This is a genomic window from Rhodanobacter sp. B04 (assembly GCF_002001125.1).
GTDB lineage: Bacteria > Pseudomonadota > Gammaproteobacteria > Xanthomonadales > Rhodanobacteraceae > Rhodanobacter.
Genome location: NZ_MUNV01000005.1, coordinates 328,443 through 344,507, shown reverse-complemented (window position 1 = coordinate 344,507; position 16,065 = coordinate 328,443). Strand labels below are relative to the sequence as shown.

Annotated in this window: 12 protein-coding genes and 1 riboswitch; of the genes, 7 read left to right on the top strand and 5 right to left on the bottom strand. The window is 64.2% G+C overall.

The genetic code is table 11. The annotated features are described in order from the left end of the window. Positions 1 to 15: 15 nt before the first annotated feature. From B0E46_RS01525 to B0E46_RS01515, 3 genes are all read left to right on the top strand, one after another. Positions 16 to 1,665, top strand: a complete 1,650-nt coding sequence (locus tag B0E46_RS01525; RefSeq protein WP_168171110.1) for a M56 family metallopeptidase — start codon at positions 16 to 18, stop codon at positions 1,663 to 1,665. 391 nt (positions 1,666 to 2,056) lie between these two features. After that, the gene (locus B0E46_RS01520) at positions 2,057 to 2,743 is read left to right on the top strand and encodes a response regulator transcription factor (RefSeq protein WP_077441131.1); all 687 of its coding nucleotides are present in this window, start codon (positions 2,057 to 2,059) and stop codon (positions 2,741 to 2,743) included. Continuing rightward, complete coding sequence (locus tag B0E46_RS01515; protein WP_077553928.1) at positions 2,727 to 4,010, top strand: HAMP domain-containing sensor histidine kinase; 1,284 nt, start codon at positions 2,727 to 2,729, stop codon at positions 4,008 to 4,010. The genes B0E46_RS01520 and B0E46_RS01515 overlap by 17 nt, the downstream gene beginning before the upstream one ends. Positions 4,011 to 4,082: 72 nt before the next feature. Here B0E46_RS01515 and B0E46_RS01510 read toward each other — a convergent pair whose 3' ends face one another. The 3 genes from B0E46_RS01510 to metF are packed head-to-tail and all read right to left on the bottom strand — an operon-like array spanning position 4,083 to position 6,495. After that, positions 4,083 to 5,000 carry a branched-chain amino acid transaminase gene (locus B0E46_RS01510; protein WP_077553927.1) on the bottom strand — a complete coding sequence of 306 codons (918 nt, stop codon included), beginning with the start codon at positions 4,998 to 5,000 and terminating at the stop codon, positions 4,083 to 4,085. A gap of 42 nt (positions 5,001 to 5,042) precedes the next feature. Further along, positions 5,043 to 5,612: a DUF4124 domain-containing protein gene (locus B0E46_RS01505; RefSeq protein WP_254425000.1), complete on the bottom strand. Its 570-nt coding sequence runs from the start codon at positions 5,610 to 5,612 to the stop codon at positions 5,043 to 5,045. A 58-nt stretch (positions 5,613 to 5,670) separates the two neighbouring features. Then, on the bottom strand, positions 5,671 to 6,495 hold the full coding sequence (metF, locus tag B0E46_RS01500) for a methylenetetrahydrofolate reductase [NAD(P)H] (RefSeq protein ID WP_077554159.1): 825 nt from the start codon (positions 6,493 to 6,495) through the stop codon (positions 5,671 to 5,673). Positions 6,496 to 6,643: 148 nt separating this feature from the next. Here metF and B0E46_RS01495 point away from each other — a divergent pair, with 148 nt between their 5' ends. After that, positions 6,644 to 7,606, top strand: coding sequence for a glutathione S-transferase family protein (locus B0E46_RS01495; protein WP_168171109.1), 963 nt, complete (start codon positions 6,644 to 6,646; stop codon positions 7,604 to 7,606). Between the two features lie 86 nt (positions 7,607 to 7,692). Here B0E46_RS01495 and ahcY read toward each other — a convergent pair whose 3' ends face one another. Further along, positions 7,693 to 9,135 (bottom strand): adenosylhomocysteinase, encoded by a 1,443-nt coding sequence (gene ahcY / locus B0E46_RS01490; RefSeq protein WP_077553924.1) that lies wholly within the window; start codon positions 9,133 to 9,135, stop codon positions 7,693 to 7,695. A gap of 43 nt (positions 9,136 to 9,178) precedes the next feature. Further along, positions 9,179 to 9,273, bottom strand: a riboswitch (S-adenosyl-L-homocysteine riboswitch). A 96-nt stretch (positions 9,274 to 9,369) separates the two neighbouring features. Here ahcY and ppc point away from each other — a divergent pair. Both ppc and B0E46_RS01480 read left to right on the top strand, forming a co-directional pair. Further along, the gene (gene ppc, locus B0E46_RS01485; RefSeq protein WP_077553923.1) at positions 9,370 to 12,078 is read left to right on the top strand and encodes a phosphoenolpyruvate carboxylase; all 2,709 of its coding nucleotides are present in this window, start codon (positions 9,370 to 9,372) and stop codon (positions 12,076 to 12,078) included. A gap of 73 nt (positions 12,079 to 12,151) precedes the next feature. Then, the gene (locus B0E46_RS01480) at positions 12,152 to 12,718 is read left to right on the top strand and encodes a hypothetical protein (RefSeq protein WP_077553922.1); all 567 of its coding nucleotides are present in this window, start codon (positions 12,152 to 12,154) and stop codon (positions 12,716 to 12,718) included. Positions 12,719 to 12,726: 8 nt separating this feature from the next. Here B0E46_RS01480 and B0E46_RS01475 read toward each other — a convergent pair whose 3' ends face one another. After that, entirely contained in the window at positions 12,727 to 14,592 is a 1,866-nt protein-coding gene (locus B0E46_RS01475) for an ATP-binding cassette domain-containing protein (protein WP_077553921.1), read from the bottom strand. 337 nt (positions 14,593 to 14,929) lie between these two features. Between B0E46_RS01475 and B0E46_RS01470 the strand changes: the two genes are divergently transcribed. Next, the gene (locus B0E46_RS01470) at positions 14,930 to 16,003 is read left to right on the top strand and encodes a D-alanyl-D-alanine carboxypeptidase family protein (protein ID WP_139350393.1); all 1,074 of its coding nucleotides are present in this window, start codon (positions 14,930 to 14,932) and stop codon (positions 16,001 to 16,003) included. Positions 16,004 to 16,065 lie beyond the last annotated feature (62 nt).

The following is a 16,065-nucleotide window of genomic DNA, read 5'->3' as shown; positions in this document are numbered from 1 at the left end:
GTGGTGCTTGCCAGTGTGCGCGTGCTCGGCTGGACGCTGCTGCACTTCGTCTGGCAGGGCGCATTGCTGGGCTTGCTGTATGCGTTGGCGCGCAAGGTGCTGCCAAGGGGCGAGGCGCGCTACCGTTTCGGCATGGCTATCCTGGCGGCATTTGCCCTGTGTCCGTTGCTGACACTTTGGCGGCTGTTGACAGCGTCGCCGCCGGTCACGCAGATGGCCGTCGACCTGGTGACTCCCGCCTTGAGTGGACACGGCGCTGCTGTCGACGCGACTCCCTGGGCATGGGGTGCCAGCCTGAATGCCCTGCTGCCGTGGTTGGTGCTGGTCTGGTCGCTTGGCGTGCTGCTGCTCTCATTGCGCGCATGGCGGCAATGGCGTGGGGTGAAGGCGTTGGTGCGGATGGCCGAGCTGATGCCGGAATGGCAGCATCGGGTCTCCGCGATGAGCGCGCGTTTCGGCTTGCGCCGACGTGTCGTCGTGCTGTGCAGCAAGGTCATTGCCACACCGGCCGTAGTTGGTTGGATCCGTCCCGTGATCCTGTTGCCGATGGCCGTGGCGTGCAATCTTCCGGCGGCGCAGATCGAGTTGATCCTTGCCCATGAGCTGGCGCATCTGCGGCGCTGGGATCCTTTGGCAAACCTGCTCCAGATCGTCCTTGAGACTTTGTATTTCTATCACCCGGTCGTGCACTGGGTGTCGCGCGACGTACGCAATGAACGCGAGATCTGCTGCGACGAGTTGGCGCTTGCCGTCAATGGTGGCAGCAGGCATGAGTTTGTGACGGCACTGGTGGAGTTGGGTGAGTTGCGCGAGCGGCACACTTCACTGCTGCTCGCGGCCAGCGGCGGTGTCCTGCTGGACCGGGTACAGCACATGGTCATGCCGGTGCGTGAAGGAATGTCTGTACGCACACCTGCTCGTTTCGTCGCGCTGCTGCTGGGGGCGTTGCTGCTGACATTGACCCTGCAGATCGAATGGCAACACAGCCATGTGCAGCAAGACCTGAAGGGTGCCATCCTGCGGTTGCAGTCGATCCTGGCGCTACAACAGGTGCCGTTGGCGCGACCTGTTGCAAATTGGTATGCGGCCGATCTGGCGCCGAAGCATGCCGAAGCACAGCGACCGGTCGAGAACATTGCACTGATGCCAGCCGAAGCGGATGCTCGCGCGGCATTGCCGATTGCGCAGGTGGCACTGACCTTGCCGCGCGTGGCCTCGCAGGGTGTCGTCGATCTGGTGCCGATCCGACATGACGAGCTGATCACGTCTGTCGCGGTGCAGGGGATTCCAGATGAGCCGTCTTCAGGTTCGGCACCGATTCCCCTTCACATCAGCCAGCCGGTCTATCCTCGTGCGGCACTTTTGCGCGGGGTTGAAGGGCAGGTAGTGATCGAATTTCGCCTGTCTGCCGATGGTGGTGTAGTTGAGCCACGAGTGGTCAGCGCCGAACCGGCAGGTGTATTTGATCAGGCTGCAGTTGCAGCCATTCGTACATGGAGGTATGCCGTGCCCGAGGCCGGCGCCGGTCCGCGGAAATATCACCAGGCGGTGGCTTTCACGCTCACGGCGGGAGGCTTGGCCTCCGGGCAGCAAACGGAGGATGGAGCCGACGCAAAAGTGAATTGCCGCGTTCCGACCGGAACGCATATCTGCCGAGGCTTGTGATGAGATCGTGGCGCAGGCCAGGTTAAGGTCGAATGGTCGGTGCCATCCTGAATGCTTGCTGCCAAGGGACGTCACAACAGCGAGGGTGCAGCGATGCATTTAACGTTGAGGTGAGTACGGGTTAACTGCAGCGTAACCGTATACCGCCTATAAGGAGAACACTGTTTTTTGCATGGCACGCCACCGGATGGGTGCGGGTGACGGCAGACGATGGTATCGGGGCAGTAGCTTGAGCCCAGGTGTGGCGACGACGAGTCGCGCATCTGGGCTTTTTTCTTGCCCGCGCGAAGACGCGTTCAGTTTCATGCCACACATGGCGCGCTTCGTTAACGCAAGCTTGTTAAGCTTGCACCCTCAGCCGTCCCGTGTGTCGGCTGCGCAGGAGTGACACATGCGCGTATTGGTGATCGAAGACAACAGCGATATCGCGACCAACATCGGCGATTATCTGGAAGATCGTGGCCACGTGGTGGATTTCGCCGGCGACGGCGTGACCGGCCTGCATCTGGCCGTGGTGCACGATTTCGACGTGATCGTGCTGGATCTCACGCTGCCCGGCATGGATGGCCTGGAAGTGGCGCGCAAACTGCGCCACGAGGCGCACAAGCAGACGCCGATCCTGATGCTGACCGCGCGCGATGCGCTGGAACAGAAGCTGACCGGCTTCGAATCCGGCGCTGACGACTACATGACCAAGCCGTTCGCGCTGCAGGAATTGTCCGCGCGGCTGGAAGTGCTGGCGCGTCGCGGCAAAGGCCCGCAGAGCCGCGTGCTGAAGGTGGCCGACCTCACCTTCAACCTGGACACGCTCACGGTGAACCGCGAGGGCAAGTCGATCCAGTTGAATCCGATCGGACTGAAGTTGCTGCAGGCATTGATGGAAGCAAGTCCGTCGGTGGTCACCCGGCAGGACCTGGAACAGCGCGTGTGGGGCGAGGAATTGCCGGACAGCGATTCGTTGCGCGTGCATATCCACGGTCTGCGCGCGGCCATCGACAAACCGTTCGAGAAGCCGCTGATTCATACGCGGCACGGCATTGGCTATCGGATGGTAGAGCCGGATGCAGTCCAGGCGTAAGCTTCGCTTTCGATTGATCGTCTCCTTCGCGCTGTTCGGCTTCGGCCTCAGCGCGTTGTTTGCCGTGGCTGCGTTGAATGTTCGCGCCAAGGTGGAGGATCAACTGGTCACGGCGAGCCTGCAGGACGAGGTCGACAACCTCAATGCGCAGGTGCGTGCCGATCCCACGCAGATCCCGCACTTCAATATCGTCAAGGCGTGGACGTGGAGTGATCGCACGATCTACAAGGCACCGTTGAATTGGCAGCAGCTGGGAACTGGCGTACATGACATCGCCGAAACCGGTGCGGACGGCCAGGTCAAGCGTTACAAGCTGGCTGTGCGGCGACAGGACGGCGTGATCAGTTTCCTGCGCTATGACGTATCGCGCGACGAACTGGGTAAACGGCAGCTGCTGATCAGCGTGATCGGCGCGGTGTTCCTGTTCGGCCTGCTCTCGCTGGTGCTTGGCCTGTGGCTTTCGCGCAAGGTGCTCAAGCCGGTGAGCGAACTGGCCAACCGCCTGCGCGATTTCCGCAAGGCTGGCAAGGCCGAACCACTGGCGCCGCATTTTGCCGACGACGAAGTCGGTGAGCTGGCGCATGCACTGGATGAATATTCGGCGCGGCTCACGGCGATGGTCGAGCGCGACCGCGAATTCAATTCCGATGTCAGCCACGAGCTGCGCACGCCGCTGGCGGTGATCGCCAGTACCACCGAGCTGCTGCAGGGTTCACCCGACCTCACCGAGAAGCTCAGCGAGCGTCTCAAGCGCATCGAACGTGCGTCGCGCCAGGCCACCGAGCTGATCGAGGCGCTGCTGCTGCTGTCGCGCGCCGAACGGCGTGGTCCGACCCGTGGCGAAACCACCGAGGTCGGCAAGGTCGCGGCCGACGTGATCGAGAGCCAGCGTCCGCAGATGCGCGGCAAGCCGTTGACCATCGACCTGACGGTCAACGAACAGGTCAGCATCAATGCTCCGGCCTCGGTATTGTCGGTGGCGCTGACCAACCTGATCGGCAATGCGATCAAGTACACGCTCGAAGGCAGCGTGCGGGTCGAGGTGGGGCAGGGGCGCATCGAGGTGATCGACACCGGCCCCGGGATCAAGCCCGAGGATGCCGAGCGCCTGTTCCAGCGCGGCGTGCGCGGCGAAGGTGCCGGTGGCAGCGGTGCCGGTCTTGGCCTGGCGATCGTGCGCCGCTTGTGTGAGCTGTATGGCTGGGATGTCTCGATGCGTCCGCGCAACGATGCGAACGGTGCGGTCGCCAGCATCGTGTTCGGTTGAAGCCGGCCTGGACTCCATAAGAAAACGCCCCGCGTTGCGGGGCGTTTTCTTTGCATCAGGTTCAAGCCTGCCTCAGACCGGTTCCAGCCAGCCCCACTTGTCGTGGGTACGGCCATCGAACAGGCCGAAGAACAGCTCTTGCAGGCGGCGCGTCACGCGACCGGCCGTACCATTGCCGATCTGCTTGCCGTCGACCGCACGGATCGGGGTGACTTCGGCAGCGGTGCCGCACATCAGGATCTCGTCGGCCAGATACAGGTATTCGCGCGGCAGGTCACGCTCGACCACCTCGATGCCGTCCTCGCGTGCCAGCGTCTTCAGCGTGTCGCGGGTGATGCCGGTGAGGATCGAGGCGCTGGCGGGCGTCGTGTGCAGCACGCCGTCGAACACCAGGAACAGGTTCTCGCCGGCGCCCTCGCTGAGCAGGCCGCTGGAGGCGAGCGCGATGCCTTCGCCGAAGCCGAGCCGGCGCGCCTCGCGCGCGATCAGCTGGCCGGACAGATAATTGCCACCGGCCTTGGCGCCAGCCGGGATGGTATTGGGAGCGAAGCGCTGCCAGCTCGACACGCAAGCGGTGATGCCGTTCTCCAGCGCCTCCGGCCCGAGGTACGGACCCATCGGCCACGCGGCCACGGCAATGTCGATCGGCGTCTCGGCAGACAAGCCAAAGCCGCCGAGCCCGCGATACGCCACGGGGCGCAGATAGGCAGCGCCGAGCCCGTTCTTCTGGATCACCTCGCGGCAGGCGGCGGCCAGTTCGTCGGCCGAGTACGGCAGCACCATGTCGTAGATCTTGGCCGACTGGTACAGCCGGTTGAGATGGTCGGTGAGCCGGAAGATCGCGGCGCCATCCGGCGTGGCATAGCTGCGGATGCCCTCGAACACGGACGAACCGTAGTGCAGCGCATGCGACATCACATGCGTGGTCGCCTCGGCCCATGGCTTGATGCTTCCGTTCTGCCAGATCCACTCGGGGTATTGCTGCGCCATGTCGGTTCTCCAATGGGGACTGCCCATGATACCTGCTGGGGGTCAATCCGCGTTGCGCAGCCACAGGCAGCCGGCCCGGCGCACGATGTCGAAGCGCCATTCCCGCGGGGCACCGCTGCCGTCATTGCCGGTCGTGTGCAGCACCAGCTGGCTGCCGGAGGCAGGTGCGGAAACCGCCGGCTGCGGGTCGAACGGGTCGGCCAGGCTGCCGGTCGATGCCGGTCTCTGCGCACTGCTGGCGTCGGATGCCGGGTCATCGGCAGGGCTGATATCGAGCAAGGGCTGTTTCATCAAGGAGCCCAGCGAACGGATGTCCGCGATGGCTGCGCCACGACCGTAGCCACCCCACAGCATCAGGCCAGCCAAGCGGTTGGCGTCGTGGCTGGCGAACGCATCGATCACGCTCTGCCGCAATTCACCGAGGTTCGCCGCGCACATGACGGGCGGCGGCGCAGCGGATGGGTTGCCCAGGCTGCTGGTTGCAGCGGCAGGGCTGACGGGCGTGGCCTGCAAGGCCGCGCAAGGCTGGTCCGTGAACAACGGGTGGCCGTCCGCACCGACGCAGCGATGGATCTCGGTCTGCGCCACCGCAGGCGTAGTCCCGGCGAGCATGAGGAGACACAGCAAGGCGGCTAACCGGCGCATCCGGCTAGCATAACCGCCCGCCGGCTCAGGCAAGCTGTTGCAGCACCGATTGTGTCGCCCTGGCGCGGTTGAGGGTGTAGAAATGCAGCCCCGGCGCGCCGCCGTCGAGCAGGCGCCGGCACAACTGGGCCACCACCTCGGCACCCAGGGCGCGGATCGAATCGGCATCATCGCCGTGCGCCTGCATGCGCTTGGCGATCCAGCGTGGAATCTCGGCACCGCACATGTCGGAAAAACGCTTCAGCTGGGTGTAATTGGCGATCGGCATGATGCCCGGCACGATCGGCACGTTCACGCCGAGCCTGCGCACGTCGTCGACGAAGCGGAAATACGCGTCGGGATTGAAGAAGTACTGGGTGATCGCGCCGTTGGCGCCGGCGTCGATCTTCGCCTTGAAATGCTGCAGGTCGCGTAGCGCATCGTCCGCCTGCGGATGGGTTTCCGGATACGCCGCCACCTCGATGTGGAAGTGATCGCCGCAGTGTTCGCGAATGAAACCGACCAGCTCGGCGGCGTAGCGGAAGTCGCCTGCCGTGGCCATGCCCGAAGGCATGTCCCCGCGCAGCGCGACAATGCGCCGGTAGCCGGCTGCGCGGTATTCGTCCAGCAAGGCGGCCAGCTCGGCGCGGGTGCCGCCCACGCAGGACAGATGCGGCGCCACGTTGAGGCCATGTCGCGCATGCAGCCGGGCCACGGTGTCGCCGGTGTAGCTCAAGGTGGAGCCGCCGGCGCCGAAGGTAACTGAAGCGTATTCCGGCCGGTATGCCTTCAGGACCTGCGCGGCGCGATCCAGCTGCGTGCGCTGCTCGTCGGTCTTGGGCGGGAAGAATTCGAAGCTGATGGCCGGCATCGCAGGGTTCCAGATAAGCGGTGCGGGCAAGTATATATCTCTAATTCGCGATGAAGCGATATATGGCCGGCGGCATGTCGTCGCCATAGGGCGGCTTGCAGCATGGGCACGGCGACTCCATTGCAGTGATTCGGCAAGGAGAGTGCCCATGATCGAGCTGTACAAGCTGCATTGGTCGCATTACGTGGAAAAGGTGCGCTGGGCACTGGATTTCAAGCAGTTGCCGTGGCGCGGCATCGACATCGTCGCCTTCACCAAGAAGGAGATGCAGCGTTTCAACTGTACGCAGACGGTGCCGCTGATTCACGACATCGCCACCGGCGTGGCGATCAGCGATTCCTCGCCGATCATCCGCTACCTCGACGAGACCTATCCGGAACATGCGCTGTTGCCGGGTGATCCGCTCGAGCGCGAAGAGGCGTGGCAATGGATGCTGCGGCTCGACTCCACCCTCGGGCTGCATGCCCGCCGCTTGGGCTATACCCAGCTGATCATGGAGTGCCCGGACACGCTGTCGCGGCTGTTCATGCCGAAGGTCGCCGGTGGCCTGTTCACGCGGCCGGTGCTGCGCGTACTGGCCGCACCGGTGCTGGGCGCCATGCTGACCTTGCGTTTCCGCTTCCACCGCAATCGCGAGGACCGGGTATACGAGGCGCTGGAGTCACAACTGGTTCCAATTGCCGTGCAACTGGAGCGTGACGGTTTTCTGGTCGGCGCTCGCTTCAGCGCGGCGGATATCACTCTGGCGTCGCTGCTGCGGCCGCTGCGGATCGTGCCGCACTTTGCGGATCACCCGCAGTTGCAGTCGCTGTTCGCATGGCAGGAACGCTTGTTCCGCGAGCATGGGCGCGACGGGGCATTTCTGTACGAAGAGCTGATCAAGGCGCAGCGGGAGCGGCGCGGCAGCATGCGCGGCAAGGTGAGCTGGCTGCGATCCGTGCCGACCGCCGCGATGCCTGGCGAACCAGCGCATTTGCAGGTGGCGCACAACGATATCCATCCGGTAAGCCGCTGGACCCTGCTGCTGGGCCTGCCGGCCTATCTGAAGCTGCGCTGGTTCGCCGGTATCGGCAAGGTGCGCTATGTGCCGGCGGCGTTCCACGCCGGATAGCGCCGGCACCCGACCGCGCGGCGCCCCAAATTAAAGAAGGGCGCATGAATGCGCCCTTCCGGATCGTGCTTTGGTTTCAACGCGGCTCAGTAGCGGTAATGATCCGGCTTGTATGGACCTTCCACCGGCACGCCGAGATAACCGGCCTGCTCCTTGGTGAGGGTGGTCAGCTTTACGCCGATTTTCTCCAGGTGCAGGCGCGCGACTTCCTCGTCGAGCTTCTTCGGCAAGATGTAGACCTTCGGCTCGTACGTGTCCTTGTTCGCCCACAGGTCGATCTGCGCCAGCGTCTGGTTGGAGAACGAGTTGGACATCACGAAGCTCGGATGGCCGGTGGCGCAGCCCAGGTTCACCAGGCGGCCTTCGGCCAGCAGGAAGATCGCACGGCCGTCCGGGAACACGTACTTGTCGACCTGCGGCTTGATGTTGATCTTCTCGACGCCGGCCATCGCATTCAGCGCGTCGACCTGGATCTCGTTGTCGAAATGGCCGATGTTGCAGACGATCGCCTGGTCCTTCATCGACTTCAGGTGCTCAAGCGTGAGCACGTCCTTGTTGCCGGTGGTGGTGACGTAGATGTCGCCGCGGCCCAGCGTGCTCTCGACGGTGTTGACCTCGAAGCCTTCCATCGCCGCCTGCAGCGCGTTGATCGGATCGATCTCGGTGACCACCACGCGCGCACCGTAGGCACGCAGGCTGTGCGCGCAGCCCTTGCCGACGTCGCCGTAACCGCAGACCACGGCGACCTTGCCGGCCAGCATCACGTCCATCGCGCGCTTCAGGCCATCGGCCAGCGACTCGCGGCAGCCGTACAGGTTGTCGAACTTCGACTTGGTGACCGAGTCGTTGACGTTGATCGCCGGGATCAGCAGCGAGCCGGCTTCGGCCAGCTGGTACAGGCGATGCACGCCGGTGGTGGTCTCCTCGGAGACGCCCTTCCAGTCGCGCACCACGGTGTGCCAGAAGCCCGGGCGCTCGACATGCACGCGTTTCAACAGGTTCTTGATCACCTGTTCCTCGTGGCTGCCCGACGGCGAGTTGACCCAGTCGCTGCCGTTCTCCAATTCGTAGCCCTTGTGGATCAGCAGGGTCACGTCGCCGCCGTCATCGACCACCAGCTCCGGGCCGAGGTACTTGTCGGCGCCCTTGCCGGGGAAAGTCAGTGCGTCGAGCGTGCAGTCCCAGTACTCCTCCAGCGTCTCGCCCTTCCAGGCGAACACGGGCGTGCCGGTCGCGGCGATCGCGGCAGCGGCGTGGTCCTGGGTCGAGAAGATGTTGCACGAGGCCCAACGCACGTCGGCACCGATGTCCTTCAGCGTCTCGATCAGCACGGCGGTCTGGATCGTCATGTGCAGCGAGCCGGTCACACGCACGCCCTTCAGCGGCAGGGTGGCGGCGTGCTTCTTGCGGATCGACATCAGGCCCGGCATCTCGTGCTCGGCGATGTCCAGTTCCTTGCGGCCCCAGTCAGCGAGCGAGAGGTCGCGGATCTTGTAGTCGTGGTGGGTTTCTTTGGTAACGGCGTTCATGGATGTCTCCGGTTAGTGCGAGGCCCTAAGGACTCGCATACAAATCAACCGGGCGCCGTTGTGGAACGTGCCGCGCCGAGCCTGGCCGCCTACTACGGATGGATCCGCAGTCGAACGGTCGCAGCGCCCCTCGGCGGGCAGTACAAGCCGGTTATTGTAGCGGCAGATGCCGTTTGATGCCTCCTGCGCCCGGATTGGGTAGGCTGGCCGTTCACCTTGCACTGGAGTCACCGCGTGGAAGAAGAAAGTCGCGAATCTGAATTCCTGTCGCACGACGGCCCCCTGCGCGAGGATGTCAGCCGGCTTGGCACCATGGTCGGGCGCATGCTGGCCGAGCAGGGCGGCACGGCTTTCTTCGAGCGGGTCGAGCAGGTGCGTATCGCGGCGATCCGCCGGCGTCGTGAAGGTGCCACAGTCAACGAGCTGGCCGATTCGCTGGCCGGCCTGCAGGCCGAAGATGCCGAGGCGCTGGCCCGTGCTTTCGCCACCTATTTCCAGGCGGTCAACACGGCCGAGCGCGTGCATCGCATCCGCCGTCGCCGCGATTACCAGCGCGAGGGCAGCGCGCCGCAGCCGGAATCGCTGCTCGACGTGCTCGGCCGGCTGAAGGCGCAGGGTGTCGGGGCGAACGAGTTGATGGGCTGGCTCGACCGGCTGTGGATCGAGCCGGTGTTCACCGCCCATCCCACCGAGGCGGTGCGCCGTTCGCTGCTGGAGAAGGAGCAGGCGATCGTGCGCTCGCTGATCGACGGTTTCGACCAGAACCGCACGCCGCAGGAGCGCAAGGAGGACGACGACCGCATCTACATGGCGCTGTCCTCCGGCTGGCAGACCGCCGAGGCATCGCCGGTGCGGCCAAGTGTGCAGGACGAACACCATCATGTCGGGTTCTATCTGGCCAACCCGATCTACCGTATCGTGCCGGCGTTCTACGAATCATTGGCGGAATCGTTGCAGGCGGTCTATGGCGTGGCCGCGAAGCTTCCGCAACTGCTCGGCTTCGCGACCTGGGTCGGCGGCGACATGGACGGCAATCCCAATGTCGGTGCCGAGACCATCGCTGCCAGCCTGGCGACCCAGCGTGCCCACGTGATCGAGCACTACATGGCTGATGTGGCGGGACTGGCGCGTTTGCTCAGCCAGACCGAAGGCCGCGTGGCGGTCGATCCGCGCCTGCAGCAGCGGCTTGACGATTACCGCACACGTTTTCCAGTGGCTGCACAGAAAGTGCGGCCGCGACATGCCGACATGCCTTATCGCAGCCTGCTCACGGTGATCGGCGCGCGCCTGGAAGCGACCCATGCCGACGATCATCCGGAAGGCTATACGGCTGTTTCGGAGCTGCTCGATGATCTGCAGCTGATCGTCAGCAGCCTGGTCGATCATCATGGCCTGCATGCCGGCGCCTATGCCGTGCAGCGCTTGATCCGGCGCGTGCGCACGTTCGGTCTGCACCTGGCGCGGCTGGACGTGCGGCAGGATTCGCGGGTACATGACGATGCACTGGCGGCGCTGCTGGAGAATGCGGCATGGCCGCAGCTTGCATCCGACGCGCGCGCGCAGCAGCTGCGCGGCTACGCCAGCGGCAGCGCGCGCTTTCCGATCAGCCACGCCGATGTGGTCACCTCGCTTTACGATGTGTTCGCCACCCTGGGCGATGCCCGGCGCCGCTACGGCAGGGAGGCGGTCGGGCTGTACATCATCAGCATGACGCGCTCGGCTGCCGATGTCTTGGCGGTATTGGCCTTGGCGCGTTACGGAGGTCTGGTCGAGAGTGGCAGCGTTCCGCTCAACATCGCCCCACTGTTCGAGACCGTCGACGACCTGAAGAACGCGCCGGCCACCCTGCGTGCGCTGCTTGCCGATCCGGTCTATCGCCAGCATCTGGCCGCACGCAACGATCAGCAATGGGTGATGCTCGGTTACTCCGACAGCGGCAAGGACGGCGGCACGCTGGCCTCACGCTGGGGACTGCAGCGTGCGCAGGTGGAATTGCTCGAGGTGGCCAGCGAGGCGGGCATCCAGCTGGCGTTCTTCCATGGTCGCGGCGGCTCGGCCAGCCGCGGCGGCGCGCGTATCACGCCAGCCTTGATGTCGTCGCCGCGCGGTGCGGTGGCGGGTGTGTTGCGGGTGACCGAGCAGGGCGAGGTGATCCATCGCAAGTACGGCATCCGCGCACTGGCGCTGCGCAACCTGGAGCAGACCGTCGGCGCGGTGCTGCGTGCGTCCCTGCGTCCACGTGAGACCGAGTCGCGCGAGGAGCGCTGGCGCGAACAGATGAACCGGTTGTCGGTGAACAGCCGGCAGGCCTACCGTGCCTTCGTCGAGCGCGAACACTTCGTCGACTACTTCCGGCACGCCACGCCGATCGACGTGATCGAGCGGATGACCTTGGGCTCGCGCCCGGCCAGCCGCCGCAGCATGCGCGGCGTCGAGGATCTGCGCGCCATCCCGTGGGTATTCGCGTGGACCCAGTGCCGCTCGATCATCACTGGCTGGTACGGTCTGGGCACGGCACTGGAACAGGGCGCCGCCGAATTCGGCGAGGCGGAACTGAGCGAGATGGCACACGACTGGCCGTTCTTCAGCAACCTGCTGGATGACGTCGAGATGGTGCTGGCCAAGTGCGACCTGGATATCGCCGAGGCGTTCTCGAAACTGTCCGGTTCGCTGCACGAGGAGTTCTTCGGCCTGATCCGCGACGAGTTCGAGCGCACCCGGCACTGGCTGCTGCGGCTAAAGAGCGGCAACACCCTGTTGCAGGGCGATCCGCGTCTTGCCGCCTCGATCCGCCTGCGCAACCCCTATGTCGATCCGATGAGCCTCATGCAGGTCGACCTGCTGCATCGCTGGCGCGCCGGCGATCGCAAGGACGATGCGCTGCTGCAGGCGCTGGTGGCCTGCGTCAACGGCGTGTCGCAGGGTTTGCAGAATACTGGTTAGGCGCGTTGGTGCATGAGATGCTTTCGAGCGATGGATCGAGTTGGAATTTCGACATTACCAAGGGGAATCTTTGATGAAATGGTTCGCGTGTGCGATTGCCACAATTTCTTTGGGACTTGCAGGTTTCGTCTGCGCGACACCGCAGTACGAGCCGGCGAATTCGGCGGCGTCACAAGCGTCATCGGATAGCGGGCAATTGCAGCGCATGCTGGTGGACTACAGACTTGCCGAGATTCTGAGCCACTATTTCGCCAGCAACCAGGCCGCGCTACAGGGTTCGCCGATGAGAGCCGTTTTCGAGCACTTCAACATGATCCAGGAGCCGGAACTGGCCCGAGTCATGGTGCCTGCTCTCCGTGATTGCGCGACTGAGGATGAGGCGCGTCGCGTGGCCGACTTTCTGGAAACCAAGACGGGCCACACCATTATGGATTACACCATTGCCAATCTGGCTGATCCACAGCACTCATTGCCGAGGCCGCAGATCGATCCTCGGGCGATGCAGAGCTTCCAGGCAAGTGGTGGACTGGCGGCGATGAACAAGTTCGGTGCCTGCCTGCAAGCACCGGATGGTCAGCGTCGCGCGACCATTGCGTTGGTTCACTATCTGACTCGTCCGGAGGTCAACCCCGGAACCTGATCCGGGTGTCAGCCGTCAAGCTCGGCCCAGCGCGCATACGCTATCTCCAGTTCCGCCTGCAATTTCGCCACGGCTTCGTTCGCTCTGGTGATCGTTGCACTGTCCTGCTTGAAGAACCCCGGCGAAGTCATCGCCTCGCCATGTGCGGCGATCTCGGTCTCGAGCTGCTCGATGCGCTTGGGCAGCAGTTCCAGTTCGCGCTGATCCTTGAAGCTGAGTTTGCGCTTGGGCGCTGCTGCCGCCGGTGCCTGGCGAACCAGTCCCGGTTTGGCGGCAGCCGCAGCAACTGCGGTGGCGGCAGCCGGCCGCTGGCGCAGCCAGTCGCTGTAGCCGCCGATGTATTCGCCGATCTGGCCACGGCCTTCCAGTACCAGGGTGCTGGACACCACGTTGTCGAGGAAGGCGCGATCGTGCGAGACCAGCAGCAAGGTACCCTGGTAGTCGGTCAGCAGTTCTTCCAGCAGTTCCAGCGTTTCCACGTCCAGATCGTTGGTCGGTTCGTCCATCACCAGCAAGTTGGACGGCTGCGCGAACAGCTTGGCCAGCAGCAGGCGGTTGCGTTCGCCGCCGGACAGGCGAGTGATCGGTGCGCGGGCACGCTCGGGCGAGAACAGGAAGTCCTGCAGGTAGCCGATGATGTGCTTGCGCTGGCCGTTCAACTCGATGAACTCGCGGCCTTCGGCGACGTTGTCCAATGCATTGAGCTTGTCGTTAAGCTGCAGCCGGTGCTGGTCGAAGTAGGCAATCTGGATGCCGGTGCCCAGTTCCGCCGTGCCGCGCTGCGGCTGCAGCTCGCCGAGCATGATCTTGAGCAGGGTGCTCTTGCCGGCGCCGTTCGGGCCGATGATGCCGATGCGGTCGCCGCGCATGATCGTGGTGGTGAGATCGTCGATCAGCACACGGCCGTCGTAGGCCTGGTGCACGTACTCGAGATCGATCACCTTCTTGCCCGAGGCCTGCGCGTTGGCCGCGGTCATCTTCACGTTGCCGCCGAGGTTGCGCCGCTCGGCACGTTCCACGCGCAATGCCTTCAGTGCGCGCACGCGGCCCTCGTTACGGGTACGGCGGGCCTTGATGCCCTGGCGGATCCACACCTCCTCCTGCGCCAGCTTCTTGTCGAACAGCGCGTTGGCCTGCGATTCGGCGTGCAGCCGCTCCTCGCGGCGACGCAGGTAGTTGTCGTAGTCGCCGGGCCAGTCGGTCAGCGCGCCGCGGTCGATCTCGACGATGCGCGTGGCCAGCGCACGGAGAAAGCTGCGGTCATGCGTGACGAACAGGATGCTGCCGTCGAACTGCTTGAGGAAGTTCTCCAGCCAGCCGATCGCCTCGATGTCCAGATGGTTGGTCGGCTCGTCCAGCAGCAATACGTCGGGCTTGCGAACCAGCGCCTGCGCCAGCAGCACGCGACGCTTCATGCCGCCGGACAGCGCGGCGAAGTCGGTGTCGGCGGGCAGTTCCAGCTTGGTCAAAACCTCGGTGACACGGCGATCCAGGTCCCAGCCGTGCTGCGCCTCGATCTGGTGCTGCACATCGCCCAGCGCATCGAAGTCGCCCTCGTGCAGCAGGTGGTGGTAGCGGGCAAGCAGGTGGCCGAGATCGCCAAGGCCCTCGGATACGACGTCGAATACGGTGCCTTCGGTACCTTGCGGTACCTCCTGCGCCATCCGCGCCACCACGATGCCGTTCTGCACCCGTACCTCACCGTCGTCGGCATGCAGCTCGCCGGCGATCAGCTTCATCAGGGTGGATTTGCCTTCGCCGTTGCGACCGACGATGCATACGCGCTCGTTGCGCTCGATCGACAGATCGACATGTTCGAGCAGGAGGGGGCCGCCGATGCTGAAGTCGACGCTTTGCAATTGGATAAGAGACATCCGCCGATTGTAGCGGCTGGCATGTCGAAAGCCGTCTCGCCTGGCGACAGGTGCGCGGATTTGACGATCACGAAAACGCCTGAGTGCGCATGCCAACCAGCGACATAGCCCTCGCGGCACGCATATCCGCACCTGAAATCACGCGAAACACACAAATCTAACAACTCATTTAAAAACATGTGCTTGATAAGGGAAGTTCGTGCATTACCTATGGATATTCCGTCGACTATGCATTATGTTCGCGCCCACGTGCGGCGATGTCGTAGTTCAGGAACGGGGTGACAGGTTGGCTATCAAGTTCATAAAGCCAGGACGGTCGCTGCACCGGCTGCGCGGCATGTTTGCGGCGGTGATCCTGGCCGGCTTCGGCATTTTCACGGGCGTGGCCCATGCCGGCTACGCCGCCATCGTCGTCAATCCGGCGACTGGGCAGGTTCTGAGCGCGGTCAATGCCGACGAGCAGAACCATCCGGCGTCACTGGCCAAGATGATGACGCTCTACCTCACTTTTCAGGCGTTGCAGAATGGCAAGCTGAAGAGCGATCAGCTCTTGCCGGTTTCAGCCTGGGCGGCGGCGAAGGCGCCGACCAAGCTTGGTCTGCGTGCGGGTCAGACGATCTCGGTGCGCGACTGCATCCTCGGCATGGTCACGAAATCGGCCAATGATGCGGCGACCGTGATCGCTGAAGGCCTTGGCGGCTCCGAGGACCACTTCGTCGAATTGATGAATGCGCAAGCCTTGCGCCTCGGCATGGCCGATACCCGTTTCGGCAATGCCTCCGGCTTGCCCGACCCGGACGACGCGACGACGACGCGTGACATGGCGAAGCTGGCCATTGCGCTGTATCACGATTTTCCGCAGGACACGCCTTATTTCGCGACCAAGGAATTCGTGTTCCGCGGGCGGGTCGTGCGTGGCCACAACCATCTGATGGACCGTTACCCGGGCATGGATGGGCTGAAAACCGGCTTCACCGACGCGTCCGGCTTCAATCTCGCTTCGACCGCCGTCAGGGATGGCCAGCGTCTGTTTGCCGTGGTCATGGGCGGTCGTACCGCAGCGGCTCGCGATCAATTGATGGCACGGCTGCTGGACGATGGTTTCGAGAACCGCTCGACCCCCGCCATCCTGGTCGCCCAGGCCGGTGGCGCGCGTAGCGGCATCGCGCACCGGGTCCTGGCCGCGCTGTCTCCGATCGATAGCGCCGACGCGGAAACCGTGCCGGCGTCGCCGCCGCACCACCATCATCGCCGTGGCAGGTCCGTTCCGGTTGCCCGTGTCTGTACTCCACACCGGGGCGTCATCTGCCCGCGCCGCAACGTTGCGGCTCATCCCCATCCGGTGCGCAGCGCGAGCAGGCTCGCCCATCGCAATGCCAAGAAGCCGGTGGTGGTGGCGTCGAATCGCTGAATCCGTCGCATGGGTTTCGCAAGCCAACGCGGGACGTTCTGCCTGAACGCCTGTCCGTCCGA